This window comes from Clostridioides sp. LIBA-6622 (genome assembly GCF_056716095.1).
In genome coordinates, this window is record NZ_CP196998.1 from 2,206,098 (window position 1) to 2,232,946 (window position 26,849).

Sequence of the window (26,849 nt, forward strand, 5' to 3'; positions counted from 1 at the left end):
TAGAATTCATTCAATCATACCCCTTCAATTAGTTTATATTTAATCATATTCTAGCACTATAAAGATAGATTTACAATCAATCTACATAACTAGTCAATAAACAAGCAAAACTGGCTAATATTTTAAAAAAATTATTTTTTATCATAAAATAGTAATAATTTATACAAATATCTTATCTATTTTAAGCCATTATCTATAAAATCTAATACTTTATAAAGTGTATCAAATCTATCATTACCTTTTATCATAGTATATTTTTCTTTAGTTATAGAAGCTATCTTATTACATGCTCCTCCCCCTACAATATATAAATTTTCTGTTTGATATGGCTTATAATCTTCTATATCACAAACTAAACATTCACTCTCTTTATAATTCCAACTGACTATTTGTGCTAATACCTTGTCAACTTCTCCCTCGAAAACTACTGTATGTTTATACATTTGTTTCACCTCAATATTATCTATTTTTTTATTTAATATACCCTCAGCTATTAGCTTTGCAACTGTATTTTTATTTTTAATATAGTAATCTGTATCTGCTTTACTGTCTACAAAACATACTTCAATTAGAATTGCTGGTGCTTTTGTATGACTAAACCAGTAAAGACCTCTTACATCTGATTTCGCACCTCTATTTCTAAATACTGTTGCTAATTTATCATTTACTCTATTTGCATACACTTTGCCATCATTAGTTTTGTATATTGTTTCTGTACCCATAGGATTTTGTGTTTTATTATTTGCATTGAAGTGAATTTGTACTGCTAAGTCTACATCTTGTTTATTTGCTATTTGACATTGTTCTGCTAAGTAATTATTAGATTTATCTATCTTACCAGTATATACAGTTGCTCCACCTTGTTTTAACCATTTGACAATTAAATCAGTTAGTATTCTGTTTTCTTTTCCTTCATCTATATAACCAACTGCGCCTGTTCCTTTACCTGTTAGCGTATGCCCTGGTACTATTGCTATTTTCATTATTTATTTTCCTCCTTTGATTGTTTGTAAGTTTGATTTATACCTATTGATATACCTTAGCAAATTGTAATTTGTAAGATTGAGGTTGGATTTAATCCTAACACCCATACTGAAAAACCTATTCCAAGTGCTAATAATAGTACTGTATATATATTTATTATTTAGTTATTTATATTTTTTGCACCCTTTCCCTATAATAAAGAGAGCAACTACTAAAATTAGCAACTACTCTGATATAAAACTTATTAAATTATCCATTTATTTTCCTCCTAATTTAAAATATGTCTCTTTGGATTGCAAATATAAAGAATCCTACTGAAACTCCTACGCCTAAGGGCGTGGGGTTCTTAGGTACTACATGAATTTCTACAATACTCTCAGTTATAATAAATCATAACCTACAACATATTATCACTAATCATATTTCTCTAAGACTTTTATTAACAAAGTATCGGTTGACACCATTAACATTTATATTGGGCTCGTTTCTCAATCTATATAGTTTTTATATCCCCGTACTAGATATCAATTTATAACCATTTAATTTTAATTATTTTAATCTAATTATTTCTTTATCATGTAATATTTTAAAGTTATTATATTTGTTAATACATAATTCTCTGTTGATTGATTTTAAATCTTCATTAACATCAATTATTAAAAATGTAGAATAGCAATCTCTTTGAATATCCATGCCATTATTCCTTCTATCTTTTAATTCCTTCTTATTTGTACTCATCTGAAAAGTGATTCTATTGACTAGCTTTACATTTAGTAATATCTATCTTATATAATTTTTCACCACTCCATTTTAATTTATTTATCTAGCATAGATTAATATATAATGGTCTTGTTTTCTTATTTCAGCTTGTTTTCTATTTTTATTTTTTTACATAAAAAATACACATCTATAATTTATAAATGTGTATTTTATATTGTACCTGATATTAAATTGAACTTTTCAACTAATTCCCAATCCTCACATGTAAAGTCCATATCTTCATCCAAATACTCACCATTCTGTTATCCAGTATTCATATCTAGCTATATATCCACCTCATTTTTGTTTGTTTTGGGAATAAAAAAAGAGCCCTTTTTAGGGCTCATACCTTTCATATATAGATGTTGTTTAATTATAAAGCTATTTTCCATTTTTTCGTAACAAATACATCATAAGAAGAAAAATTATTATTGTTATAAGTATAGAAAATGAAATTTTTTCTAAAACTTGTATAGCTAAACTATCTATTGTAATAAACAAAGCCAATGCAGGATAAAACCATATCGACATATTATTTTTAACATTTAAATCTACTACAGTTCTATTGTTTTCTATATTTATTTTTTCTTCTTTACTCTTCTTACCTTTTAATTTCTTATAATAAAATAAATATTCTTTTAAATACTCTTCATCCATATTAATCTCTTCCAAAGTATAAAATTCAACTTCAAAGGTCAATATCCTTCAAAAACTATTCGACAATTACAAAATACTCAAATTTTCGCTTTTAAGAATTACTTTTTAGAGAGTTTATTCCATCCAATAATACTTTAGAATCTATTTTTAAATATCTAGAATACATCCAAACAACTGGACTACGAATTCTACCTTTAGAACAAGCAATTATTATCTTTTTACTATTATTATCACTAATAGATAGGAGTTTATCTTTTATCTTTTTGCGATTTTTTATTAAACCATATAAAACAATAATTCCTGCGATAGGTTTATTCCTGTGCAGAAAGTCATATTCTTTTTCATTAATAACAGAGATATTATGTTCTAATTTAGTTATACTACCATATTCTGTTGGCGTACGTACATCAACAGTTACTTCATCAACGATTTCACTATGTTTGATTAGATATTGTGGACATAATTTTTTCATGTATACATCTAAGGTCTGCATAAGTATCTCTCCTCAATTTCCTGCATAATATATTAATTTATTATACTATAAAACAAGTGTACTCTTACAGTCGTTTATTAATATAAATTTATAATTATTCTAAAAATATTTTAAATATATAATAATATTTATACAAAGATTTTACTTGAGTTTGATTGAATCTTTAAAGTATTATTTTCATAAGGTTTTATATCTTCTAAATTTAAAGAAACAACTTCTTTTTTGTTCATTTACTGCCTCCAATCCATTAAATAAAAAAAGAACACTTACTAGTGTTCTTTAATATACTTTTATTGGTATTCTAAATTCTTTTGTCTCCATATTATCAGCTGATAATACCACCTCTATATAAACGTCTTTTTTAAGGATAACACAGTTTTTAAAATTAAATTGCTCTATTCTAAAATTTATTCCTTTATGGATTGTGGTATTATCTTTTGGATGCCATCTAAGCTCACTATTTATTTGTTCAAAGTTATTATTTTCTTCAATCTCTACTTCCATATTAATAAATTTCAAACTTAATATAGGGCTTTTTGCAACAATTGTACTTTTATTTTCTATTACAAAATCAACTAAGTTATTACTACGAATCTTAGTATAGATACCAGGTTTATCATCTATCTTATTCGAATCAAGTCTAATATATCCATTACCATTTTCATAATAATCACCAGCCATATTATTCTCATTATTTCTTCTATATTTTAATATCAATTTGGCTTGTTTATTAGATTCCATAAAAGCTATAATTGATATAATCAAGGCTGCTATTGATGCAAATGATGCAATTACAGAAATTATATTTATATAGTTACCAAGAAATTCATTAAACTGATTAAGCATATCTTTTTCTCCTTAAAAACATTACTTTATCTTATTATAGTTGTATAATATTTTTTACATTTATTTTTAATTTATTACACAAACTTCTTACATAAAAAAAGACCATCTATAAAGATGATTCTCTAGACTAAGTATCTATGTTTTTGTTTATACTCTGTAACAGCATCATTTCATGCTTCTTGCTCTCTTATTCCTTTTTCCCTAGCAATTCTTTGTGCTATCTTTCTAACTAATTCAGCACTTTTTAATATTCCTATACTAACCACTTCCTTATCTCTATTTTACATTATATCATATAATAAATAATAAAGCTAATTATTAGGCAATAGATACTAAGATTAGTTTAAATAATTTCTATTAATTCCTTAATCTTTTTATATACTTCTTCAAATTTCATAATTTCATTCTCTTTTTAATTTATTGTATAGAAAAAGACCATCTATAAAGATAGTCTAAATCTTATATATTTTTATTTCTAATCTTTACACCAATTCCTGTCAGTCTCACCCTTTATATAAGTTCTAATTATTTCACCACAATCTAAGCATAAGTCAGAATATGTTTTAGATACCTTAGTAGAAAATCTTGTATTGTATTCTAAACCAGTTCTATATGTAACGAATCCTGATTCGCTAACTGTAGAAATACCTTGCTCTATATTTTCACTACCACAATTAGGACATTTCATAGTTATACTCCTTATTTTTTATTTTATTATTCACTAATTTATTCTTTAATTTCTCTTTTAAATACAGCAATACCTTCAATCCAATTTATCTGAAATAAATCCCAGCCATCTTTTCCTAGATTATTAAATTCCTCTTCTAAAATAGGTATCCGTACATCATTTATAGTCTTACCTTTATTAAAAAGTGGTGTAGCTGGTAACTGAAAAAATTTATACTCATACATACCCATACCTCCTAGTAATTATTTTCTTTTATATTACCATAATATAAAAAAGATCATCTATCAAGATGACCTTTTAACTTAATCTATTTTTTATCTTTACACCACTTCTTATTGGTATCATCTTTTATGTAAGTTCTCACTATTTCACCACAGTCTAAGCATAGATCTGAATAGATAGTTGATTGTACAGGTAGAGTTTTATTTATAACTTTATCTAACTTTCCATCTCCTACATACTTCAACCCAATAGTTTCAGCATATATACCTCCAGTTGTTAAAATACCTATTTCTATATTTTCACTTCCACAGTTAGAACATTTCATACTTATACCCCTTTAATTAATTATTTTCTTTCATATTATTATCACACATTAAAAAGCCTAGTCTACTAGCTAAATCCTTTTAAATTAAAGTTTTTTATATTTTTGCTGATTTTTTAGTGTCTTATCTAAAACTTCTATATGGACACTACCATCATTATTTACATAGTAACAACTTATTATCTTACAGTCAAATATAGTATCATAGTTATCCTAAAAACTATGATCTAAAGAGTAAAAAATACTAAGTATGGATGAATTTAGTATTTTTAGAGAGATACATATTATGTTGCAAGTTCTAGGGATTGAATTTAGATTAAACCACTACTTGCATGGTAAGTAAAGTTACCAAACCTCACTCAATTTTTAGACATCTGAATTAAGATAAAAATGAATTATCCATTAAGTTTACATCTGAAAGTATCAAAACTAGATATAGATTTGTAAGGTCTGCATTAAGAGAATCTTATAGATTAAGAGAAATAACAGAAAATCCTTGTAACTTTTTAAAACTTCCTCATAAAGGAAATTTTGACAGTTCCAAAAAAATTGATAGAAAAACTTAAACAAAATAAAATAAAAATAACTTAGTTTGTCTAAATAGAAATTTCAATACCTGACTACCAAATGTATTATCAAAAAATTTTCATATATTTATCAAGGAGAACAATTTGAGACAAATAAGAATACATGATTTAAAACATACAAGTGCTAGTTTACTACTTTTGGGAGTAACTAATATGAAAGTGGTTTCTGAAAGGTTGGATTATACAGATATAAAAATAACTACGAATAGATATTCTCATGTTTTAGAGGAAATGTGCAAAAAAGCCTATAATAATTTAAGTAAAATGTTATTCAGATAAGCAAAAAACTGACTGTCAGCTAAATGTCAGTTAAACCTAAAAAGGAATTTGTCAGTTAAGTGTCAGTCAGTTATTTTATAATATCTTTGTTTAAATAGGGCTAGATTTGAATGTTTTAACCCTTCAAACTGTTTATTAATATACAAACTTTACTCATATACAGAATATCTTTTCCAAATTTGTTCTAAATCATCAAAGTGTTGTTTAATATCTTCCTTTTCTTTCATTCCAACAGATATAGCAAGAGCATTTGAAATACTAAGTGCTGGAACTAAAGAATCTACAAATGAAGCCATATTACTTTTAACTAAAAGAGTATTATCTGCAAGTGATGCTACTGGTGCAAACAAGCTATCTGTTAATGATATTACATGTGCTCCCTTTTCCTTAGCATAATCGACAATTTGATAAGATTTTTTTGAATAACGAGGGAAACTAATGGCAACTATAACATCTTCTTCATTTATTCTTACAATCTGCTCAAAAGCATCTCCCATATCCATTCTAATTATATGAACATTGTCAAGTATTATATCTAAGTAAAAACCTAAATATTGAGCTACTACAAAGGAACTTCTCATACCAAGTATATATATTTTTCTAGCTCTTAAAAGTTTATTAGAAGCTTCTTTAAATGCTCTTTCATCAATTTCTTCTAATGTAGACCTTATATTGTCTATATCACTCTTTAAAACTTTGTTCAATATTGCAAAATCATCGGAATAATCATGTGCCATTTCAACTCTTTGTACTGTAGTTAGCTTATTTTTTATGAGTTCTTGAAGCGCTGCTTGTAGTTTAGGGTATCCACTATAACCTAAAGCATTTGCAAATCTTACAACAGTAGACTCACTTACACCTACAGTTTCACCTAATTTACATGCAGTCATAAATGCAACTTTATCATAATTATTTAAAATATATTGTGCTATAAGTTTTTGACCTTTACTCAATCTCGTATACTGAGATTGTATATTCGATATCAAATGTTTACTGTCCTTCATTTCATTTGTTTCTTCCATTTTTTTCTCCTTTTAGTTATATAAACTATTTTGTTTTTGTTAATACTGTCTTTTTCTCTAAAAATTCTATTATTTTGTTTTTATCTCAACTTCATCTTAGTTTTTATCATAACTTCTTAAACTCATAAAATTCTAACTTTTCTGTACCTTATACATCACATAGTACTTTCGATTAAATTTATTATACCATCTTTCCTTGCATTTTTTAATATTTATTCAATATTTCTTTTAAATTTTTCAATTTTTACTCATTTAAAAGTTTCCCATCTTATTTTGCATATTTAAGTATATATTTTATTTTAAAAGCAAACTATCGTATGCTTATTATTTAAAGTATTTTTAAGAGGTCACAATATATATATTAACTCTTAATAGAATCTTGTCAAGTTTTTTTTAGTATTTATTGTGATTTTTTCTTTTCAATTAAAATCAATTGTGGTGGGTTATTGACTTGATTTAAAAATTTAGATTCTAAAACATTAAATTCATCCTGACTTAAATTATTGATAAGATTATATATACAATCTCTTTCCTCTTGACCGCCATCATGCCCTGTATATATAGCGATACTTATTACTCCGTTTTCTTTTAACATTTCTAAACTCAATTTTATAGCTTTTAAAGTTGTATCTGGTTTTGTTATAATTGAATGTTTTGCTCTTGGAAGATACCCTAAATTAAATAAAACACATGAAACTTCTTCTTTTATATATTTATTCATATTTTCATGACCATCTAATATTAGTTTTACTCTGTCTATATAGCCTTCTTTTTCTATTTTTTTACTTGTAGACTTTATTGCTTCCTCTTGTACATCAAATGCATATACAAACCCTTCTTCTCCAACCTTCTCAGCTAGGTATATTGTATCATATCCATTTCCCATAGTCGCATCGATTACTATATCGCCTTCACTTATAATCTTTTCTAAATAAAATTTATTTATATCTGTAATCTTAGTTAAATATTTCGCGTATGCCATAATACCATTTCTCCCTACTATTAGCTTTATTTCACTGTTATCTTATTTTATTGACTTTAAATATTTTATTTCATCTTCTGTTAAGTATCTATATTCTCCAACTTTTATATCTTTTAATACTATTTTACCTACAGAAATTCTTCTTAAATTTAAAACTGGATGATTTATAGCCTTACACATTTTTCTCACTTGCCTATTTCTTCCCTCATGTATAGTTATTTCACACACAGAATAATTCTTTTCTTTATTTTCTTTGGTTACTCTTATTTTAGCAGGTGCTGTTGTGTAATCTTCTATATTTAATCCTCTTTCAAACTGTCTTATTTCATCATTACTTATAAGCCCTTTAACACTTGCTACATATGTTTTGCCAATCTCATGTTTTGGATGAGTAAGTTTATATGTTAAGTCTCCATCATTAGTAAGTATTAATAATCCACTTGTTTCATAATCTAATCTTCCTATTGGATACACTCTTTCTTTTACATCTTTAAGTATATCTATTACACTTGGCCTATTAAACTGGTCTTTTACTGTAGTTATATATCCTTCTGGCTTATTTAATACTATATATATATGCTTTTCACTTGGCTTTACTTTTTTATTATCAAATTCCACTATATCTTTTTCTTCTTCAATATTAAATGATAACTCTTTTACTATATTTCCATTTACCTTTATTCTTCCTTCAAGAATAATTTCTTCTGCTTTTCTTCTAGATGCAATCCCACAAGAAGCTATATACTTATTAATTCTCATACATAATCCTTCCTTATCTTAAATTATATGTTATTTTATATTTTTATCAATGTTAATTTTGCTACATTATTATACTATACTAGACCTCAATTAAAAACAAGCTAAAAAATTATTTAATTTTCCTAAATAATTGTAATTTCTTTTCACATACTATTAATATGTAATAGCTGATTAAACACTATTTTAAGGAAGTGATTATTATTTCAAAAGAAAATGTAAAATACTATTTAATAGTTGTGTTTATTGGAATTTTATTTTTTAAATTTGTTAATACTCCATCAGATTTTATATCTAGCATTGAAGGATTCTTAAAGTTTTTTGGCCCATTTTTTCTAGCTATTTTACTTGCTTTGCTTTTAAATCCCTTAGTAATGCTTTTTGAAATAAGATTTAAAACACATAGGCTTTTAGCCATTTTTTTAGCCTATATATTTATAGGTCTTATTTTAGCTTTTGGCATTAGATTATTAATTCCATCAATTGCTAATACATTAAACAGGTTAATAAATGAAATGCCTATGTACACTGATTATATAAACAATTTTATAGAAAAAAATATGTCAAACATAGATTTTTTAAAAACTTTAATTCCTCACATACAACATAGCTTAGATAATCTACTAAAAGAGGCAAATGATTTTATTAGTAAAATTCCTAAAAACTTATTAGTCTATACACTTAGTATATCTTCTATGTTATTTAATATGACAATGGGATTTATACTGTCTATATATATTATATATGACAAAGAAAAAATTGCATTAGGGTTTAAAAAATTGCTATACTCTTCTACTAATAGAAATAAAGCAGATGATATTATAGAATTCTTTAGAACCACTCATGACATTTTCTACGATTATTTGATTGGTAGAATATTAGACTCTCTTATTATTGGTATAATTGCATTCTTAGGATTTCAATTTGTTATTCGAATAGAAAATGCTTTATTTTTAGCTTCAATAATATTCTTAGGTAATATAATACCGTATTTTGGTCCTTTTATTGGTGCAATACCTCCAATAGCCATGACAATCTTATATAATCCACAAAAAACTATATGGGTTGTTATATTCATATTTATATTACAACAATTAGATGGAAACTTTATAGAACCAAAAGTTATGGGCAATCAAGTTGGTATAGGAGCTATATGGGTAATTTCTGCAATTTTAATAGGACAATCTCTATTTGGTTTTATAGGTGTTTTTCTTTCAGTTCCAATAGCAGCTGTTATAAAAACTTATGTTGATAAATATATAGATAAACGACTACAATAGCTTATATTTATTATAGTTTTAATTTCTAGGTTCAAAATTAGCTACTTTCTATTAAATTCTTTTATAAAAAATTAACCCTTAGCAAAAACAATTTGCTAAGGGTTAATTTTTTACAATGCCTATTTTATTTATTAAAATATATACACATTTTACATTTATTCATTATTTGAACTTTGAGAATTTCCACCACTCTCTGCTCCTCCACTACTCTCTGGCGAAGGTGGTGTTGGTGTTGGATTATTATTTGGTTTTTCTTGATTCTGAGAAGAACTGTTATTATCAGATTTATCATCATCTGATTTTTTACTGTTATTTTTAGAACTAGATTTATTAGTTTTATTATTTCTACTATAAGAAGTTTTCCTTGCATCTGATTCTACTCTATACCTATCTTCTCCTGCTGTATCTTTTGCCTTTTTCTTTCTTTGTTCTTCTGCTTCATTTTGTTCTTTTTCTAATTTAGTCAATTCTTCTTTCTTTTTAGTTGCTTCTTCTTTAATAACAGATGAACCATTTTTTATTTTCTCTATAAGCTTAAGTTCCTTAATTGCATCCTCATAATTTTTTGCTTCTTCAAACTCAGTCATATTTGACATCCTCATAGCTTGCATGTACATAGCTCTTGCATTCTCATTAGTATTATCTTCTTCTAATGCAGAGGACAATGATTCCATAGCTTTTTTATAGTCATGTTTTTCTAAGTACGTTTTTCCTTGCTCAGTTAAATTTATTTCATCTTTATTATTAAATGAACATCCTACAAGAAATATAGATAATATCGATATTAATAAAATTACTCTTCCTCTCATTAAACCCCTCCTTGTTATATACTTTAAATTTTATCATAATTAGGAAGTTTTTAAAATATTTTATATTTATTACGAGAAATTTGTTAGTAAAAGAAAAAATAAGTAGATATGCTATGGATAACTATAACAAACTAAAAATTAATTTAGAGCCATATACATCTTAGCAAACCTACTTATAATAAACTTTAATATTTAATTTTTATTCTATATCTCTAAAGCTAATAAATCTTCATAACTTTGTCTCTTGCATATTATCTTATCAGTTCCATCAAATACTGATACTACTGCTGCTCTTGGTATTTTATTATAATTCGAAGACATTGAATACCCATATGCACCTGTTGATGTCGTTATAAGTATGTCTCCACTTTTAATGTCCATTATATCTATATCTCCAATTAATATATCTCCACTTTCACAACATTTTCCAGCTATTGTTACATGATTCATAGTCTCATGGTTAATTTTATTTACAATACTACACTCATAACTAGCTTGATACAGAGAAGGTCTTACATTATCTGTCATACCTCCATCTACACTTACATAAACTCTAACATCTTTTATATCTTTTATTGAGCCTACTGTATACAATGTGCTTCCTGCATTTGCAACTATTGATCTACCTGGCTCTATTACCAATATAGGCACTTCTATCCCAAGCTCTTTACATGAACTTTCTGCTTTAGCGATTATAGTCTCACAGAATTCTTTTATAGTTTTAGGCTTATCTTCTTTACTATAATAAACTCCTACGCCTCCGCCTAAGTCAATTTCTGTTAACTGTATATTAAATTTTTCTTTTATTTCTTTTACTAAATTCATCATTATGTCCACTGTATCTATGTATGGCTCTACATCAAATATTTGTGACCCTATATGAGCATGAAGACCAACAAGCCTGATATTCTTATATTCACTCAATTTTTCTATTGCTCTAAATAAATCTCCATTTACTAAGGCAAATCCAAATTTAGAATCTATCTGTCCAGTTTTTATATAATCATGTGTATGAGCTTCTATACCAGGTGTTATTCTAAAATATATTTCTTGAGTTTTACCTTTCTCTTCACATAACTTTTCAATCAAATCCAATTCATAAAAATTATCTACTACAAATTTACCTACACCTAAATCTAATCCCATATTTATTTCTTCTTTAGTCTTATTATTTCCATGGAAGAAAACTTTTTCCATAGGAAAATTCGATTTATAAGCTGTATATAATTCACCTCCTGAAACTACATCTAGGCACATTTGTTCTTCATTTATAAGATTACACATGTAAAGAGGTAAAAAAGCTTTACCTGCATAAGCAACCTTGTTTTTCCCATCTTTGGCTTTAAAATATTCTACATATTCTCTACAATTTTGTCTTACCAAAGCTTCATCAAATACATAAAGTGGAGTTTGATATTTTTTACTAAGCTCTAAACAACTCACTCCTCCAATATATAATTCATTATCATTTACAGTCATAGTTCCATGAAGTTTCATAGTATCCTCCCCAAATTTTATATATTAAATACTTCTGCGATTTTTTCTATAGCTACTTGCTTATCATCAGAGTTTATAGCACATGTTATACGAATTTCTGATGTAGTTATAAGTTTTATCATTATACCATTTTCATTGAATATTTTAAATACTTTAGCAGCAACTCCAGAAGTATTTTTCATGCCAAGACCTACTAAAGAGAATTTAGTGATATTATTATCAATCACTACATGTTCTTCATCTGTGTACTTAGATACTATCTTCTTACATTCTCCTAACTCTTCTTTTGGAACTGTAAATGATACACTTATTTTATCTAAAATAGGTGCAGTTTGACTTATCATATCTACACTTATACCTATAGTTGCTATATCTTCAAATAAACTAGATATATTTTCTGCTTTAAAATCTTTGATTGTTATAGAGCTATCATCATCACTAGTAGCTAATCCTGTTATTACTTTATCCTCTAATTTCATATCTTTTCCCCCTCTTATATATGTTCCTTTTACTGTACCACATGTACGTCCAACATAAATTTCAACACCATATTTTTGTGCAAGTTCTATACTTCTCGAATGCATTACTTGTGCTCCCAAGCTTGCTAACTCAAGCATTTCTTCATATTCAATCTCATCAAGTTTACTAGCTTTTGAATATTTTCTTGGGTCTGTAAAATAGATTCCATCAACATCTGTATATATCTCACATTTTCCATTTAATTTAACTGCAAGGGCCACAGCAGACGTATCTGAACCTCCTCTTCCAAGAGTAGTTACATCACCATCTTCATTGATTCCTTGAAATCCAGTTACTATTACAACATTTCCTTTATCTAAACTATTTTTAATTCTATTTACATTTATATCATCAATTTGAGACTTTCCATGAAGACCACTTGTTTTTATATTTAATTGATAGGCATTATAACTTACAGCTTTACATCCAAGTGCATTTAATGCTATTGATAATAAAGAAGCTGAAATCATTTCTCCAGTAGACATCAAGGCATCCAATTCTCTTTTACTAGGTTCATTACTCAATTCTTTAGCCAATTTTATATATTCATCAGTAGATTTACCCATGGCAGATACAACTATTACCATTTGTGGATTTTCTTTTCTTCGTTCTATTATATTTTCTGCAATCGATTTTATTTTATCAGTATCTGCTACTGAACTTCCACCATATTTTTGAACAATTATACTCATGCTTTTTCCCCCTCAAGTTAAATTTTTATAAATAAAAACGCCCAAAGGTATACTTTGGACGTGTAAATCTTATAGACCAAGTAACCTTGTAGCTCACCACTTTAAAAGTGACAGCCTTATACATATTCTGCATAAGTCCAGAAAATTTGCCTGTCAACAAATTTTCTTCGGCTATAGACCCTTTCATCAATCATCAACACTTACCAGCTTCTATTGAATACTATTGAATATAGCTACCTCTACCCTAGGCTCATTATTTTTAATTAATTTATTAATATAGTTTTATCACATTCTATATAATATTGCAACAATTATTTTACAAAATGTGGCAAATCTATAATTCTCTTTTTAAAATTAGCTTATATACAATTAAATAGTTTATTTAATCCTAAATCTATAAAATTTATGCTATATTCATTATCATATCTATCTAAGTCATTTAATTCAGATAGATTATCTGGTGTAACTACCAAAACGTTTGGCACTTTAAAAAATGGAATTGTAGATTTATCTATCTTTCTAGAAAGATTTTCATATTTAGAAATATCTATTTCATTATCTAAATCAACATCCACTAAAATCTGTTTTATATTACCAAATTGGTCTGTATATTCAATAAATAAATCGTATTTCACATCATCCACACTAACATTTCGGTAGAATCTTTTTACATCACAACCTGCAGTATTGATTCTAACAACTAATTCTGACCCTACTAGAGCCTTTATTAAATCATCTCCCTTAAAAAGTTTACTACCATTCAAATAGTATACATATGAGAGGTCTTTATAATTATAATAATCCACATCACAAGGATATTTTTTTAATGTATACTCACTACACATTTTTCTCAAAGTTTTTTTAAAGTTTTTTTTATTATATCTCTTTTGGTCTCCATAAATCTTTCTAAATTGAGCTTCTGTAACACATCTAACCCTGCTAATTAAAAGCAATATCTCTTTTTCCATATTCGTCATAGTACAATTCTCCTTGAAGTATTATTTGCAAAGTTGTACTAATATTATATTAATTTTATGACATTAAATTTACAAAGAATTAAAATAAAATAGCTAGTTTTTATAAAAATAAATTTCATAAAAACTAGCTATTAATATATTAAATACTATTTTCGATTTTTTTAGATTAAACTATAAATTCTCTTGACTTTCAGAACCTTGAGAGTTTGTATTTTCATCAGTTCCTGTTTCATCTTTTGCCTTTTTATCTTCAAAGTTTGCAATATTTAGATTATCAAATTCTGACATTTCAATTACTCCAGATAATTCTTTTGAATATGATATTTTAACTTTGTCTCCAACTTGAGTCAATGGCAATTCACTAGATACTTTTGAAGTAGCTTTAAATATTATCTCTTTATTTGAATCTAAAGTTACATAATAATTAGTATTTCCACCTCGTACATCTGGACTTATTCTTGTAACTATACCTTCTACAACTTCGTCTTTTAAATCATTATCAAATTTTAAATCATTACCTTTAGATTCTAATGAATCCTTATAGTTTCTTAATGCCTCGTTTTTATCTTCACCTATACCAAGCACGTTATAATCTTCAACAGATACAAATGCAACTCTCTTTACAAGACCCGCCTTATCTTTTAATGATGATACATATGTTGGCTGACCTAATATATTATACATTACAGGGAATGTTGCTTCATAATTTTTCTCTTGAACATTACCTTCAGCTGATTTCATTGCAGCTGTCTCAGTTGCTCCTGGTTGTTTATATAATCTAGCTTCTTTTGTTCTAGAGTCAACTAACATAAATCCAATTGTAGATTCATCTCCTCCTGAAGATGTTATACCTGTATACCAATAAGATCTATTATCATTTCCATAAACTAGTGATGTTCCTTCTGTTGGTACTAATACTCCTTTTTCTGATATAACAGAATTTAAAAATCCATTAACATAAACTCCCCAGTCTTTAATTTGGTCTGTTATAAATTCTTGTGGCTGAATTCTATCCACCCATTTAGGTGTATTTTTAACATTATAAACATTTATTTTTCCAGTTTCTGCATCAACAGTGGCTATTCCTGTAGCATTTGCGCCTCCATAACCAATTTTATGCTCATATAAACTTACAACCCAATAAGGCTTCCCTTCATCATTTATTTCAAGAGTAAAATCTGTCATACCAACATTTACAATACCATGTATGTATAAATGTCTCTGTAAATCTTGATGCAAATAAGCTTCTGGCTGATATACTATTTTTATTGGTTTTCCATCTATTTCTTGAACCAATTGAACATCTTGAGGGTTACTTGCGGATACTTTTACATAACCACTTGTACCACTTAAAGACGTTACCCACTTAATTATGTCTCTATGAACAAGAGGTGCCACCCAGTACAACTCTCCATCCACATTTTGTATATGGAATTTTCCTAATTTTGACACACTACCTATAGCTGGAACTTCTCCAAGCTTTTTGTCACCCAATTTCATCGCCATATCTTCATCTACAAGACGAATGTCATTTACACTGACAGGACTAATGTCATCAGTAAATTTACTCTCAGTTACTTTTCCTAATAACTCTTTATATGCCTTTGCATGAAACACAGGTGTAGAAGCTATAAAAGGTACAACTACAATGTACACAAGCAAAGCTATTGCTATTGAAAAATTATATTTAGCAAGCTTAGATGTTCTTTCATTTCTATCTAACATCATATCTAATATTCCTGCCACAACAAAGAAAATTATTCCTACTGAAAATAAAGATGTGAAATCTAATCTAAGTACAGGTAATTTAATAAATGCATAAATTGCTACAATTATTATTGCAATTCCATATGTTTTAAGATATCGTTTCATTTAATACTCCTCTCTACAAAATGTTATTATTACTATTATATCCATATATTTACAAAAAATAAATATTTATCATATTTATTTATGTGTTAAGATATCTTTATACATTTATATAGCTATTTTATTTAATTATATAATCTATATATACCCAAAATACTGTAAAAATACAAATAATCGCAGAAATTTAAAAGCTGAAGAAAGTGTTCTAACTAAGATTTACGAATTCTTAATCCTCTCGAAGTTAAACTACTATCTTCAGCCTAATTATCTAGCAATAGTTTTTATATGATAAACTCTAAAATAAAATTTTAGATGTTTGCGATTTTTGATACATAAGAATGTTGTCTAGAATTATATTCTGATAATAAACCTTCATATTCCAAAGTTAAACCAGATAAATTATAAAAATCATTTGGTGTTACTTCAAATGCTTGTTTATTTAAAATGTCTATTTCACTTTTTTCTAACATATCAGCAACAAAGTTTGAACATACATATTTATATTCAGATTGTCTATGAATATTCATTGGCAAATATATTAATGCCATTATATCATAATAGTAATCTTCTCTATAATCACTAATTAATTTTATATTTTTAAATAGATTTTCATATTGTAAATTATCTACTTCTAATGAATATACTCTACACACAGTATTTTTTCTTATAGCATATAATCCTTGATTTATATTTTCTTCAACAAATCCTCCAATAAATGGATTTCTTGGATTTAATCTCCCAAAAGAATACATTGGCTTTAAACTTTCATTTAGTGATATTGACACATGTGTATACAGTTTTTTACTTATATTCCTTATTAAGTAAGATAATAAAGTTCCTGTATATGTTGTTACAATATAGACTTTATTCATCATTTCCCCCCAATCTAGTAACTAAATAATATTACGTACTTATAACTTAATATCATAAAACATTCTAACATAATAAATGTTATTTTACAAATTTTGATTTTAAAGTACTTCAATATTATATAAAATATAATAAAAATATAAATATAAGTTTTCTATATTTTTAACCAACAGCTGTTTTCTTTAAATTAATCAAATGATTTAGTATATCTTGAGCCTTTCCAGAATCCTTCAAATATCCTAATGCCCCATTTATTTGTGATTTTAAATCTATTTCTACTTCCATATCCAAGTCAATATTTCCTTTTTTTATAGATATATTTTTAAGAGTTACTGGATAAAGATAACTCTTCTCTAAGGTAATCTTATTTCCATTAACCTCAAATGGAACTTTCTTATTATAGTTGCTAAGTATTTTTTCTAACATCTTATCACTTATCTTGAATTTACCAATTTTCACATTCTCAAGGCTCACAACTAGATTTTCACCTTTTAAAGTAGGTCTCAATTCAAGTTCATATTGGCTATTTATTAATCCAAATACCTTATATGGCCCTGCTACTTTTATTTTTCCATCTTTCATTTCAACAAAATTATTTTCAAGCTCTTTAATCCCATGCTTATGCATTAGCGTATATATTAAATTTCTAAACTCATCCTCTGAAACAGACACTTTCCCAACCATTCTAAGTGGATTTTTTACTACTTCCATGGAATTTATATATGAACCTTTTGATAAGTATTCTTCATCTATAATTTCATTATTTTGTGCACTAACATCATATCTTTCTTTTGGTGTCAAAATGTATACAACAATTCCTGTAAACACTAGAACAATAACAATCAAACTCAATAAAATTTTTGTGACCTTTCCCATAATCGTCTCCTTTACAAATCTGTCAACAGATTTAAAATAAATTTAGATAACTAACTTCACATAATATTCTTAACAATATACATATTATAATACAGCCTTTTAAGGATTAATTCAACAAATCTCATTTTTTGTAAATAAACTGTAAAAAACATGTTTTTAGTATAAAAGTTAATATTTTGCATAATACTCTTAATTACACCTTTATTTTTTTCTAATCTTGGATTAAAATTAATATTATGCAATACAGTGTAGTGTCCTGTATTATAAGCAAATTAAATAGGAGGTATAAAATATGTCAAATGAAACGAACTCATCTAACTTTATAAAAAATATTATTATAAATGACCTAGAAACAGGAAAACATGACAGTATAATAACTCGTTTTCCACCTGAGCCAAACGGATATTTACATATTGGTCATGCAAAAAGTATATGTCTTAACTTTGGACTAGCTAAGGAATTTAATGGAAAAGCTAATTTAAGATTTGATGATACAAATCCATTAAAAGAAGATGTTGAATATGTAGAATCTATAAAAGAAGATGTTAAGTGGTTAGGGTTTGATTGGAACGAGTTAAATTTTGCATCTAACTACTTTGATGAAATGTACAAGAGAGCTTTAATATTAATAAAAAAAGGTAAGGCTTATGTATGTGACTTGACACAAGAAGAAATGAGAGAATATCGTGGTACTTTAACTGAGCCTGGAAAAGAAAGTCCTTATAGAAATAGAACTATTGAAGAAAACCTTGATTTATTTGAAAAAATGAAAAACGGTGAATTTAAAGATGGTGAAAAAACATTAAGAGCTAAAATAGATATGTCCTCTCCAAATATAAACCTTAGAGACCCAATTATATATAGGATATCTCATTCAACGCATCACAATACAGGAGACAAATGGTGCATATATCCTATGTATGCTTTTGCTCATCCAATTGAAGATGCAATTGAAGGAATAACTCACTCTATATGTACTCTAGAATTTGAAGACCAAAGGCCTCTTTATGATTGGATTGTCAAAGAGTGTGAAATGGAAAATGTACCTAGACAGATAGAATTTGCTAGGCTTAATATAAACAATACTGTTATGAGTAAAAGAAAATTAAAACAACTTGTAGATGAAGGTGTTGTTGATGGTTGGGATGACCCTCGTGTTCCTACAATATCTGGTATCAGACGTAAAGGATATACAGCAGAAGCATTACGCAATTTCTGTAGTGAAATAGGGGTATCAAAGGTTAACTCTACAGTAGATAGCCAAATGCTTGATTATTTCCTAAGAGAAAATCTACAACCAAAAGCACCTCTTGCTATGGGAATTTTAAAACCTTTAAAACTAGTTATAACTAATTACCCAGAAGATAAAATTGAAATGCTTGAAATAGAAAATAATGCTAAAGATGAATCTCAAGGAAAGAGATTGGTTCCTTTTTCTAGAGAATTATATATAGAGCAGGATGATTTTATGGAAGAACCTATTAAGAAATATTTCAGATTTTTCCCAGGAAATGAAGTCCGTTTAAAAGGAGCTTATTTCGTAAAATGTACTGATGTAGTTAAGGATGAAAATGGAAATGTCATTGAAATACATGGAACTTATGACCCTGAAACTAAGAGTGGCTCTGGATTTACAGGTCGTAAGGTAAAATCTACAATACATTGGGTTGATGCGAAATCAGCTATACCATGTGAATTTAGATTATTTGAGCCATTAATTCTTGATGATGTACCTGAAAATGAAGGTAAGCATTTCCTAGAACAAATAAATCCTAATTCATTAGAAATATTACAAGGTTTTGTTGAATCTACACAAGTAAAAAATGCTAAACCTTTTGATAAATTCCAATTTGTTAGAAATGGATTTTTTAGTATAGATAACAAGTATACAACTGATGAAAAACTTGTATTTAATAGAATAGTCCCTCTAAAAAGTTCTTTTAAACCAACTAAATAATCCTACAATAAAAAAATGAAGACTTAAAATATAAATTACTTCTACTATAGATAACTTTAGTTAGAAGTAATTTTTTATTTGAGTCTTCATCATTTACTTTAAATCATTAACTTTTTTCACTACTAATTCCCATCACCTCTATTCCATCTTTTATACATTCTATGCTAAGAGGAAAATCTGGCCCCTTTTCTCCATCAATATCTGTTATAAGGGAATCTTCGCATTCTATATGTACTTTTTTTGTTTTAAAGTACAGTATTTCATTTCCATTATATTGATCTAAGTAATCACCTCTAAGCACACTTATCAAAACTGGTATTGATTTTGGAATTGGCATTCCTTTAAAAATAATTACATCCAAATAACCATCATCTATTTCAGCTTTGTATGCTAGATTTATATTTCCTGCTGTTTTGCCATTAAAAATCAACATAAGATACATATCTCCATCATAATACATTTCTTCAGAAGATACTTTTATCTTAAACTTCCTCATATACAATGCTTCTTCTATTCCCTTTATATAATAAGAAATTCTTCCAAATGAATTTTTTAAATCTGTATTTATCCTTTGTGATACATCTGTAAACATACCAGCACTTGCAACATTTATAAAATACTTATTATTAACTTTCCCTATGTCTATTTTTTTCGGTTTTGAATTTATGATTTTCTTTATAGCTTCTTTTATATCAAATGAAATTTGAAGGGCATTTGAAAAATCATTTGCAGTACCTGTAGGCAAAATTCCAACTGGAATTTTTATGTCTAATTCTTTCATCGCATTTACCACTAAATCTATAGTACCATCACCACCCGCTATCAGTATGTGGTCATAAGAGCTATCCACTTCTTTAAATGCATTCTTTACAGGTTCTTTAATATTCAATCTATAGGGTATCAATAAATAATTTCTTTCCTGATATAATTCTATAATCGTGTCCAAATTTGATAATATCTTTTTTTCACCTGAATTAGGATTGTATATAAGTTTTACTTTTTTCATTATTTCTCCTTACTTATTTTATTCTTTTAGTATCCAAAATCTTCATTTAAGAAAATCACATGTATTCTTTCTGGTGTTAATTGTCTTTTTATAAGTGCGTAACTACAACATATTCTTCCTGGGCTTGAACAATCTATACATATACCAGTAGTCTTACATCCAGTATTTGTATTTAATCTTTTGCAATTAGCTGGAGCAGCTATTGTTTTTGTTCTCTTTATAGCTTCGTCTACATCCTTAACTATTTTATTTACTCCTGCTATAACTATTACTTTATCAGGCCCATATGTCATGGCAGCTACTCTGTTTCCATTTCCATCTACATTGTAGAGCTCTCCATTCTCTGTTATTGCATTAGTACTTGTAAAATAAGCATCTGCTGAAAAAGATTTTCTATATATTTCCTTCATTTTTTCTGGTTTAATGTCTTTTGCATATCTATCAAGAAAATCATACTTTTCTCTTATAAAATCAATTACCCCTGTTTCAAATAAAGTCATAGAGCCTCCACATCCTACTAGAGAACCTGCTTTAACTATTTCTTCGATTTTTTTAAGAAGCTCTTCTTTATTATTTACTAGATGCCCTTTCATATTATTGTTTTCTAAAGATTTTATCGTTTTTTCTATTCTTTTTTCATTAAGCCAATTTAGATTTTGATCCATTTTAACTTCCCCCTTGTTTTTAATAGTATCAATTAGTTATAAACTTTATTTTCTTTATAAGTTTATTTTAGTACATCTAAAAAAAAATACAATATAAACTTGAATAAGTTTTATATAAATTTATTCACAACACTATTTTTAATCAAAAAAGGAAAGCAGATGTATTTCTTCTACTTTCCTTATATTGTATGTAGTATTATATATTTATTAAAATCTATATATTAATTATATGTTTCATATTATCAAATATCACAATTAGCTTAAAAGTAATATTATATTATTTTTTAAACATATAAATTGTATTATTAAATTTACTATATCCAACTTCAACAAGATTTTATTAATTTGATGAAGAAGATGCTATAGCTGCACTTGTCGCTGCCATTACACATGCAATTTGTATAGCAACAACAATATTTAAAAATATATTATTAGTTATAGAGTCTATGTTGTTCTCAGTTTGTATAGAATCTGCATAAATAGAAGCTACAATAGCAGAACTAATCATCACTCTATTACTTTTTCCTAAAGACCAATTTCCAAAACCTTTTTCTTCTTTAAGTTTATTTGATATATTTTTTATATTTTCTATTATTTCATCTTCTCTATAATCTAATAATGAAATTGCTCCTATTATTGGATATCCATAATAATTCATTTTACAGTCATTTTCTTTAAATGCTTTTTTAAGTTCAATAGTTTTTTTACATTTAACCATACTTCTATCATCACTAAATAAAAGAATTTGAGATAATGCTTGTAAATCATTTCCTTTATAAAAACCGTTTTTATTTAGAAATTCGTAACATTGTTCTATATACTTTAAATCTTCTTCTAAATTTTTTGAATGAATTGCAATAAGTGCTATATTACAATAGTCATCACTAGAAGTTAAAAATGGATGTTTTTTTCTCATATATTCATATATTGTTTTCATTTTTGATATACATGTAACATAATCCATTTTTTCTCTATTCTCATAGACTATTGATGCTGTAAGTGGTAAATATGTATCGCCCCAAAATTTTTCACTTTTAAGTTCTTTATATATTTCCAAAATCATCTTGAAACTACTTTCTGGATTTGATTCAAATGAAAGTAGAGTTGCCATATAAAATATATTATATCCTCTAAAATTAGAGAATAATCCAGTATTTTTTTTAATAAGCTCTATTCTCTCTTCTACTAATCTAGGGCTTATTCTCTTATTCTTAAGGGTAAATGCAAGTGCACAGCTATGTTGGATTAATCCCATTTGCCAAGAACCTTTAACCTCATTTAACGCCTTATAATTTTCTACTAATAAGTTTGCTTTTCCATTTATAAAAGATTCTTCCATATTGCCCTCCTAGTAATATATATCATTGTATTAATAGTTTTATATTCATTATATATATATTAAATGCTACAATCAACACATATTACGTTAAGAAGCATTATTCTTCAACAATAATGTAGCCTTTTTTGTAATGTCTTCCCATATTATTAACTCTATCATAGTACTCTGATTCACTTTCATTACTCCATTTGGGCACAAATACATCTATCGCATTAGAATTACTAAAATACTTACTAGACCCCCTATCCATAACAGTTTTTAATTTCCCATCTACAATAATCTTAGTTCCAAAACTCAAGTGATTATTTGCCACAAAACCATCTTCTAAATCGTCTCCTGTAGCCGTTATAGCTCCATATCCATTTTCTTGGTTAAGACTCGTATAATAACTTACTTCAAAAGTTATAGGTACTAACTTTTTTATTTTAACTCCTAACTGATTTTGTAGCTTCTCCTTTTGTACTTTTAACTTATACTCATCACTATTTTTATAGTCTTTCATACCTTGATTATATTTGGAATTAAAGCTTTTACCAGACTTTACTATAGTATCTATATTTACTATAGATTCTTTACAATGATCTGCATCTATTTTTGTTTCTCCATTTACCAATAATGGACTTAAACATACACTACATACAACACATGTAATCAATGCTTCTTTAAGCTTCATAAATTCCCCCCTTATTATTTTGATATATTAGCATATTTAATATTATATGTCTACATTTAGATTTAAATACCACACCCATTTGCTTTAAGAAGTTGTCTTATATTTAATTCACCTTAACTCCTTATAAATCCTCTATCTTAGAGGCATATGGAATAGAGCTTTTATGTCTAAATATATTTTATTAATCTTTTAATGCCCAAAGTTAGTTTTATTTAATGATTCTATTTTTTAGAATTTAAGAATTAAAATTCTATAATTTTAAAACATATTGATTTTATTTTTTTGAGATGATATAATTTTTTCAAGAGGTGAATAATATGATAAAAAACACAAAACAAATTACAGTAGAAGTTAATGAAATTCTATTACAAGAAATATCGAAGATAACTAATGATGAAAATAAGATTTTGACAGATTTGATAAATGAATCAATTGTAAATTATATTCTTGAAAATAAGAAAGATGACATTGAAAATAAAGATTTGGAAGAAGTAGTTAAATTTTACAAAAAAGAAAATACTGAAAAACATAAAAGTGCAGCAAGAGCTATTGCTGAAGCAAAAACTCACACTTTATATTAAACAAATAAAAAAGTTCCTAAAACTAGGAACTTTTTATTTTAACAATTTTTAATATACATCTAAATATTTATCTAAAATTTATAAATACAAATATATCTAATACAACCCACTATATACTTTAAGTTCTACAAGTAATCAAAATAAAAATAAAATTATACCTTTTACATCTCTAATTATATCTCTAAAATAATTAATTTACATGATTAATAGACAAAATTTATGACTTATAAATTAATAATTCATATCAAGTTATGCTAATATTAACTATAAGTCTCATACAAAATTAAATTCTAATAGGTTTGATTTTACACCAAATTTATTCCATTAACATTATAATAACAAAATAAAGATACTTCTAAAAAATTATACATTTCACATAATACTTTATATTATATTCATTTAACTAATTATTATAAAAACTATTTATTTTATGACAATTGATTTCATATTAGAATCAAACAAAATATATCAATTCTGTCATTACAGTATCTACTTATTTATTTTTATATATTCAAATATATAAAATATGTAATTTACTCAAAATTATGTAATCTTACTTTTAATAAGAATATGTATCTAAAATTATTATAATTAACTACATTAAATTATTCATCTTTCTTAATATTTTTAACCCATTCTTCAACAGAATTTAATTCGTCTTCATTTACCCCCTTTTTGAACAATGATTTCATAAAACTCTCAATGGAACTACCATGCATATTATCTAGAAAAGTTTTTGTTTCAAAATGCAAATACTCCTCTTCCCCAATAAGAACTGTATAATGTGTATGTCTATCAATTTTTCTTGCACTTAAGAATTTCTTATTTACTAATCTTGATAAAAGTGTTAATGTTGTAGTTTGTTTCCAATCATATAGTTTTTCCATGGCTTCAATGACATCTTTTGATGTTACTGTAAAATCTGAACTCCAAATAAATTTCATGACTTTTAATTCTGCTGGTGGTATCTTAGTAATAGTCATATGATTTTACACTCCTCTCAAACTTATATATAATTAAATACTATATTAATAGACTTTTAGAGTCAAAGGTTTTATTTAAAATATTCAATCCAATTTTATTAATATAAAAAATTTATATTTTCAGTATAAATCAAACATATAATCTATTAATATAAAAATTAAATATCTTTTCTCTATAAGTATAACAGATTATTAAATTAAAATTCTAATATTTGACATAATACATACATTTTATAATAAATATACGTAATATTTTATAATAAATGTAACTTTATTTCAAAAACTATTTTTGAGTTTATATATATGTTATAATAAATGTATAAAATTTTGATTGGTGGGTTATATATGAATGCATTTATTAGAAAAAGAAATAAGAACTATGTTGTTTACCTTGAATTTACAGATGAAAACACTGGCAAAAGGAAACAAAAAAATATGGGTACCTTTGATAAAAAAAGAGAAGCAAGTAAAAGACTAAATGAGGTAAAAGAAAGCTTATATAAAGATGGTTTCTTAGTTCCAAATGAGATTACAGTTTCAGAATTTCTGTTAGATTTTCTAAATAAATACAACGAAAATATTTCATTAGCTACATATAATAATTACGTTAGTATTTGTAAAAATTACATTAATCCATCTATTGGTAAATATAAAATACAAGACTTACATCCTATTCACATACAAAATTACATAGATAATCTATCTTATAAATTAAATCCTCAATCAATTAAGATTCATATAAATATATTGAAACTTGCAATAAGAAGAGCTTATAGACTCAAATTGATAAAAGAAAATATTATGGATAATATAGAGACTCCAAGATATAAAAAATTTAAAAGTGAAATTTATGATAGAGAACAAATGATAAAATTATTAGATTTGGCAAAAGATACAGATATGGAATTACCTATTAATTTGGCAATTGGATTGGGTCTAAGAATTTCAGAAGTTTTGGGTCTGACTTGGGACAATATTGATTTTGAAGAAAATACAATAACAGTAAACAAGATAACATCTCGAATTAATGGTTCTGTAATTCTTAAAGAACCAAAGACAGAAAACTCTGTTAGAAAAATATCAGCTCCAAAAGAATTAATTTTTTTGTTAAAAGAGCATAAAATAAAACAAAATAAAAATTTATTAAAATCTTCTACTAGAAATAGAAGTAATTTGCTATTTTTTAATAAAAAGTGTGAACCTATTTCTGAAGATGTTATGAGTAAAAGATTTAAAAGATTTTTGGAAAAGAATGGATTACCTCATATTAGATTCCATGATTTAAGACATTCACATGTTACTTTACTTATAAATTCTAAGGTACCTATAAAAGTTATATCTGAAAGAGTTGGACATTCAAACATAAATACTACTTTAAGTGTTTATTCTCATGTTCTTAAAGAAATGGATAAAGAAGCTTCTGACAAAATTTCTGAAAGTTTATTTAATGCTAATTAAGATTAATTTTTAAATTAGCTTAGTCTGTTGAGATAGATTCATTAAAATATCAATTGATAAACTAATACAAGTTTTATTATCTTCATTTTTACAATGTTAAGTGTATCTATCTCCAATTGACAATCATCTAACTAATTTTTTTGTTTCACTTTATTAAAATTATCCATAATGCTTTTTCTATAAAAATTTATATTTTTATAA

General features: G+C 26.3%; 27 protein-coding genes, 1 pseudogene and 1 riboswitch. Of the genes and pseudogenes, 5 read left to right on the plus strand and 23 right to left on the minus strand.

Translation table 11 applies throughout. The features are described from left to right. Positions 1–176 precede the first annotated feature (176 nt). The 8 genes from ACTG47_RS10705 to ACTG47_RS10740 all read right to left on the minus strand — a co-directional run bounded on the left by ACTG47_RS10705 (position 177) and on the right by ACTG47_RS10740 (position 4,974). Positions 177–983 carry an N-acetylmuramoyl-L-alanine amidase gene (locus ACTG47_RS10705; RefSeq protein ID WP_479924530.1) on the minus strand — a complete coding sequence of 269 codons (807 nt, stop codon included), beginning with the start codon at positions 981–983 and terminating at the stop codon, positions 177–179. A 550-nt stretch (positions 984–1,533) separates the two neighbouring features. After that, positions 1,534–1,722, minus strand: a complete 189-nt coding sequence (locus tag ACTG47_RS10710) for a hypothetical protein (RefSeq protein ID WP_479924531.1) — start codon at positions 1,720–1,722, stop codon at positions 1,534–1,536. A gap of 402 nt (positions 1,723–2,124) precedes the next feature. Next, positions 2,125–2,415 (minus strand): hypothetical protein, encoded by a 291-nt coding sequence (locus ACTG47_RS10715; RefSeq protein WP_479924532.1) that lies wholly within the window; start codon positions 2,413–2,415, stop codon positions 2,125–2,127. 76 nt (positions 2,416–2,491) lie between these two features. After that, positions 2,492–2,893 carry a hypothetical protein gene (locus ACTG47_RS10720; protein WP_169470349.1) on the minus strand — a complete coding sequence of 134 codons (402 nt, stop codon included), beginning with the start codon at positions 2,891–2,893 and terminating at the stop codon, positions 2,492–2,494. Between the two features lie 279 nt (positions 2,894–3,172). Continuing rightward, the gene (locus ACTG47_RS10725) at positions 3,173–3,739 is read right to left on the minus strand and encodes a hypothetical protein (RefSeq protein WP_479924533.1); all 567 of its coding nucleotides are present in this window, start codon (positions 3,737–3,739) and stop codon (positions 3,173–3,175) included. A gap of 475 nt (positions 3,740–4,214) precedes the next feature. Beyond that, a complete protein-coding gene (locus ACTG47_RS10730) occupies positions 4,215–4,427 on the minus strand; it encodes a hypothetical protein (RefSeq protein ID WP_169470347.1) in 213 nt (70 codons plus the stop codon). 38 nt (positions 4,428–4,465) lie between these two features. Continuing rightward, the gene (locus tag ACTG47_RS10735; protein WP_169470346.1) at positions 4,466–4,651 is read right to left on the minus strand and encodes a DUF4177 domain-containing protein; all 186 of its coding nucleotides are present in this window, start codon (positions 4,649–4,651) and stop codon (positions 4,466–4,468) included. A gap of 83 nt (positions 4,652–4,734) precedes the next feature. After that, positions 4,735–4,974, minus strand: a complete 240-nt coding sequence (locus ACTG47_RS10740) for a hypothetical protein (RefSeq protein ID WP_479924534.1) — start codon at positions 4,972–4,974, stop codon at positions 4,735–4,737. 641 nt (positions 4,975–5,615) lie between these two features. On the opposite strand from ACTG47_RS10740, the pseudogene ACTG47_RS10745 reads away from it, so the two are divergent. After that, a pseudogene (locus ACTG47_RS10745) lies at positions 5,616–5,837 on the plus strand (site-specific integrase); the annotation flags it as partial. A gap of 149 nt (positions 5,838–5,986) precedes the next feature. Here ACTG47_RS10745 and ACTG47_RS10750 read toward each other — a convergent pair. The 3 genes from ACTG47_RS10750 to ACTG47_RS10760 all read right to left on the minus strand — a co-directional run bounded on the left by ACTG47_RS10750 (position 5,987) and on the right by ACTG47_RS10760 (position 8,600). After that, a complete protein-coding gene (locus ACTG47_RS10750) occupies positions 5,987–6,859 on the minus strand; it encodes a MurR/RpiR family transcriptional regulator (protein WP_021384902.1) in 873 nt (290 codons plus the stop codon). A 400-nt stretch (positions 6,860–7,259) separates the two neighbouring features. After that, a complete protein-coding gene (gene mnmM / locus ACTG47_RS10755) occupies positions 7,260–7,841 on the minus strand; it encodes a tRNA 5-(aminomethyl)-2-thiouridylate-methyltransferase MnmM (protein ID WP_169470344.1) in 582 nt (193 codons plus the stop codon). A gap of 42 nt (positions 7,842–7,883) precedes the next feature. Further along, positions 7,884–8,600, minus strand: a complete 717-nt coding sequence (locus ACTG47_RS10760) for a pseudouridine synthase (RefSeq protein ID WP_479924535.1) — start codon at positions 8,598–8,600, stop codon at positions 7,884–7,886. Between the two features lie 236 nt (positions 8,601–8,836). Between ACTG47_RS10760 and ACTG47_RS10765 the strand changes: the two genes are divergently transcribed. After that, positions 8,837–9,877 (plus strand): AI-2E family transporter, encoded by a 1,041-nt coding sequence (locus tag ACTG47_RS10765; protein ID WP_479924536.1) that lies wholly within the window; start codon positions 8,837–8,839, stop codon positions 9,875–9,877. Between the two features lie 155 nt (positions 9,878–10,032). Here the strand turns inward: ACTG47_RS10765 and ACTG47_RS10770 are convergent, their stop codons facing one another. The 7 genes from ACTG47_RS10770 to ACTG47_RS10800 form a co-directional block, all read right to left on the minus strand. Next, on the minus strand, positions 10,033–10,686 hold the full coding sequence (locus ACTG47_RS10770) for a hypothetical protein (RefSeq protein WP_479924537.1): 654 nt from the start codon (positions 10,684–10,686) through the stop codon (positions 10,033–10,035). A gap of 204 nt (positions 10,687–10,890) precedes the next feature. Continuing rightward, positions 10,891–12,183, minus strand: coding sequence for a diaminopimelate decarboxylase (gene lysA / locus ACTG47_RS10775; RefSeq protein ID WP_479924538.1), 1,293 nt, complete (start codon positions 12,181–12,183; stop codon positions 10,891–10,893). A gap of 17 nt (positions 12,184–12,200) precedes the next feature. Continuing rightward, on the minus strand, positions 12,201–13,394 hold the full coding sequence (locus ACTG47_RS10780; protein WP_169470339.1) for an aspartate kinase: 1,194 nt from the start codon (positions 13,392–13,394) through the stop codon (positions 12,201–12,203). 81 nt (positions 13,395–13,475) lie between these two features. Further along, positions 13,476–13,644: riboswitch (Lysine riboswitch) on the minus strand. Positions 13,645–13,753: 109 nt separating this feature from the next. Further along, positions 13,754–14,371 (minus strand): hypothetical protein, encoded by a 618-nt coding sequence (locus ACTG47_RS10785; RefSeq protein ID WP_479924539.1) that lies wholly within the window; start codon positions 14,369–14,371, stop codon positions 13,754–13,756. Positions 14,372–14,542: 171 nt separating this feature from the next. Continuing rightward, positions 14,543–16,243, minus strand: coding sequence for a hypothetical protein (locus ACTG47_RS10790; RefSeq protein ID WP_479924540.1), 1,701 nt, complete (start codon positions 16,241–16,243; stop codon positions 14,543–14,545). Positions 16,244–16,548: 305 nt separating this feature from the next. Continuing rightward, on the minus strand, positions 16,549–17,112 hold the full coding sequence (locus ACTG47_RS10795; RefSeq protein ID WP_169470336.1) for a hypothetical protein: 564 nt from the start codon (positions 17,110–17,112) through the stop codon (positions 16,549–16,551). 160 nt (positions 17,113–17,272) lie between these two features. Beyond that, complete coding sequence (locus ACTG47_RS10800; protein WP_479924541.1) at positions 17,273–17,986, minus strand: DUF2140 domain-containing protein; 714 nt, start codon at positions 17,984–17,986, stop codon at positions 17,273–17,275. A 292-nt stretch (positions 17,987–18,278) separates the two neighbouring features. On the opposite strand from ACTG47_RS10800, the gene ACTG47_RS10805 reads away from it, so the two are divergent. Further along, the gene (locus ACTG47_RS10805) at positions 18,279–19,943 is read left to right on the plus strand and encodes a glutamine--tRNA ligase/YqeY domain fusion protein (protein WP_479924542.1); all 1,665 of its coding nucleotides are present in this window, start codon (positions 18,279–18,281) and stop codon (positions 19,941–19,943) included. A gap of 106 nt (positions 19,944–20,049) precedes the next feature. Here the strand turns inward: ACTG47_RS10805 and ACTG47_RS10810 are convergent, their stop codons facing one another. From ACTG47_RS10810 to ACTG47_RS10825, 4 genes are all read right to left on the minus strand, one after another. Then, a complete protein-coding gene (locus tag ACTG47_RS10810; protein WP_479924543.1) occupies positions 20,050–20,949 on the minus strand; it encodes a YegS/Rv2252/BmrU family lipid kinase in 900 nt (299 codons plus the stop codon). Between the two features lie 26 nt (positions 20,950–20,975). Further along, complete coding sequence (locus ACTG47_RS10815) at positions 20,976–21,614, minus strand: lactate utilization protein (protein ID WP_479924544.1); 639 nt, start codon at positions 21,612–21,614, stop codon at positions 20,976–20,978. 340 nt (positions 21,615–21,954) lie between these two features. Next, a complete protein-coding gene (locus ACTG47_RS10820; RefSeq protein ID WP_479924545.1) occupies positions 21,955–22,953 on the minus strand; it encodes a DUF4003 domain-containing protein in 999 nt (332 codons plus the stop codon). Positions 22,954–23,050: 97 nt separating this feature from the next. Beyond that, a complete protein-coding gene (locus ACTG47_RS10825) occupies positions 23,051–23,626 on the minus strand; it encodes an RlpA-like double-psi beta-barrel domain-containing protein (RefSeq protein WP_169470330.1) in 576 nt (191 codons plus the stop codon). Between the two features lie 317 nt (positions 23,627–23,943). Here ACTG47_RS10825 and ACTG47_RS10830 point away from each other — a divergent pair, with 317 nt between their 5' ends. Beyond that, a complete protein-coding gene (locus tag ACTG47_RS10830; protein WP_479924546.1) occupies positions 23,944–24,207 on the plus strand; it encodes a hypothetical protein in 264 nt (87 codons plus the stop codon). Positions 24,208–24,812: 605 nt separating this feature from the next. On the opposite strand, the gene ACTG47_RS10835 is transcribed toward ACTG47_RS10830, so the two are convergent. Continuing rightward, the gene (locus ACTG47_RS10835) at positions 24,813–25,190 is read right to left on the minus strand and encodes a BlaI/MecI/CopY family transcriptional regulator (protein WP_054270520.1); all 378 of its coding nucleotides are present in this window, start codon (positions 25,188–25,190) and stop codon (positions 24,813–24,815) included. A gap of 345 nt (positions 25,191–25,535) precedes the next feature. Here ACTG47_RS10835 and ACTG47_RS10840 point away from each other — a divergent pair, with 345 nt between their 5' ends. Further along, positions 25,536–26,648, plus strand: coding sequence for a tyrosine-type recombinase/integrase (locus ACTG47_RS10840; protein ID WP_479924547.1), 1,113 nt, complete (start codon positions 25,536–25,538; stop codon positions 26,646–26,648). Positions 26,649–26,849: the final 201 nt, after the last annotated feature.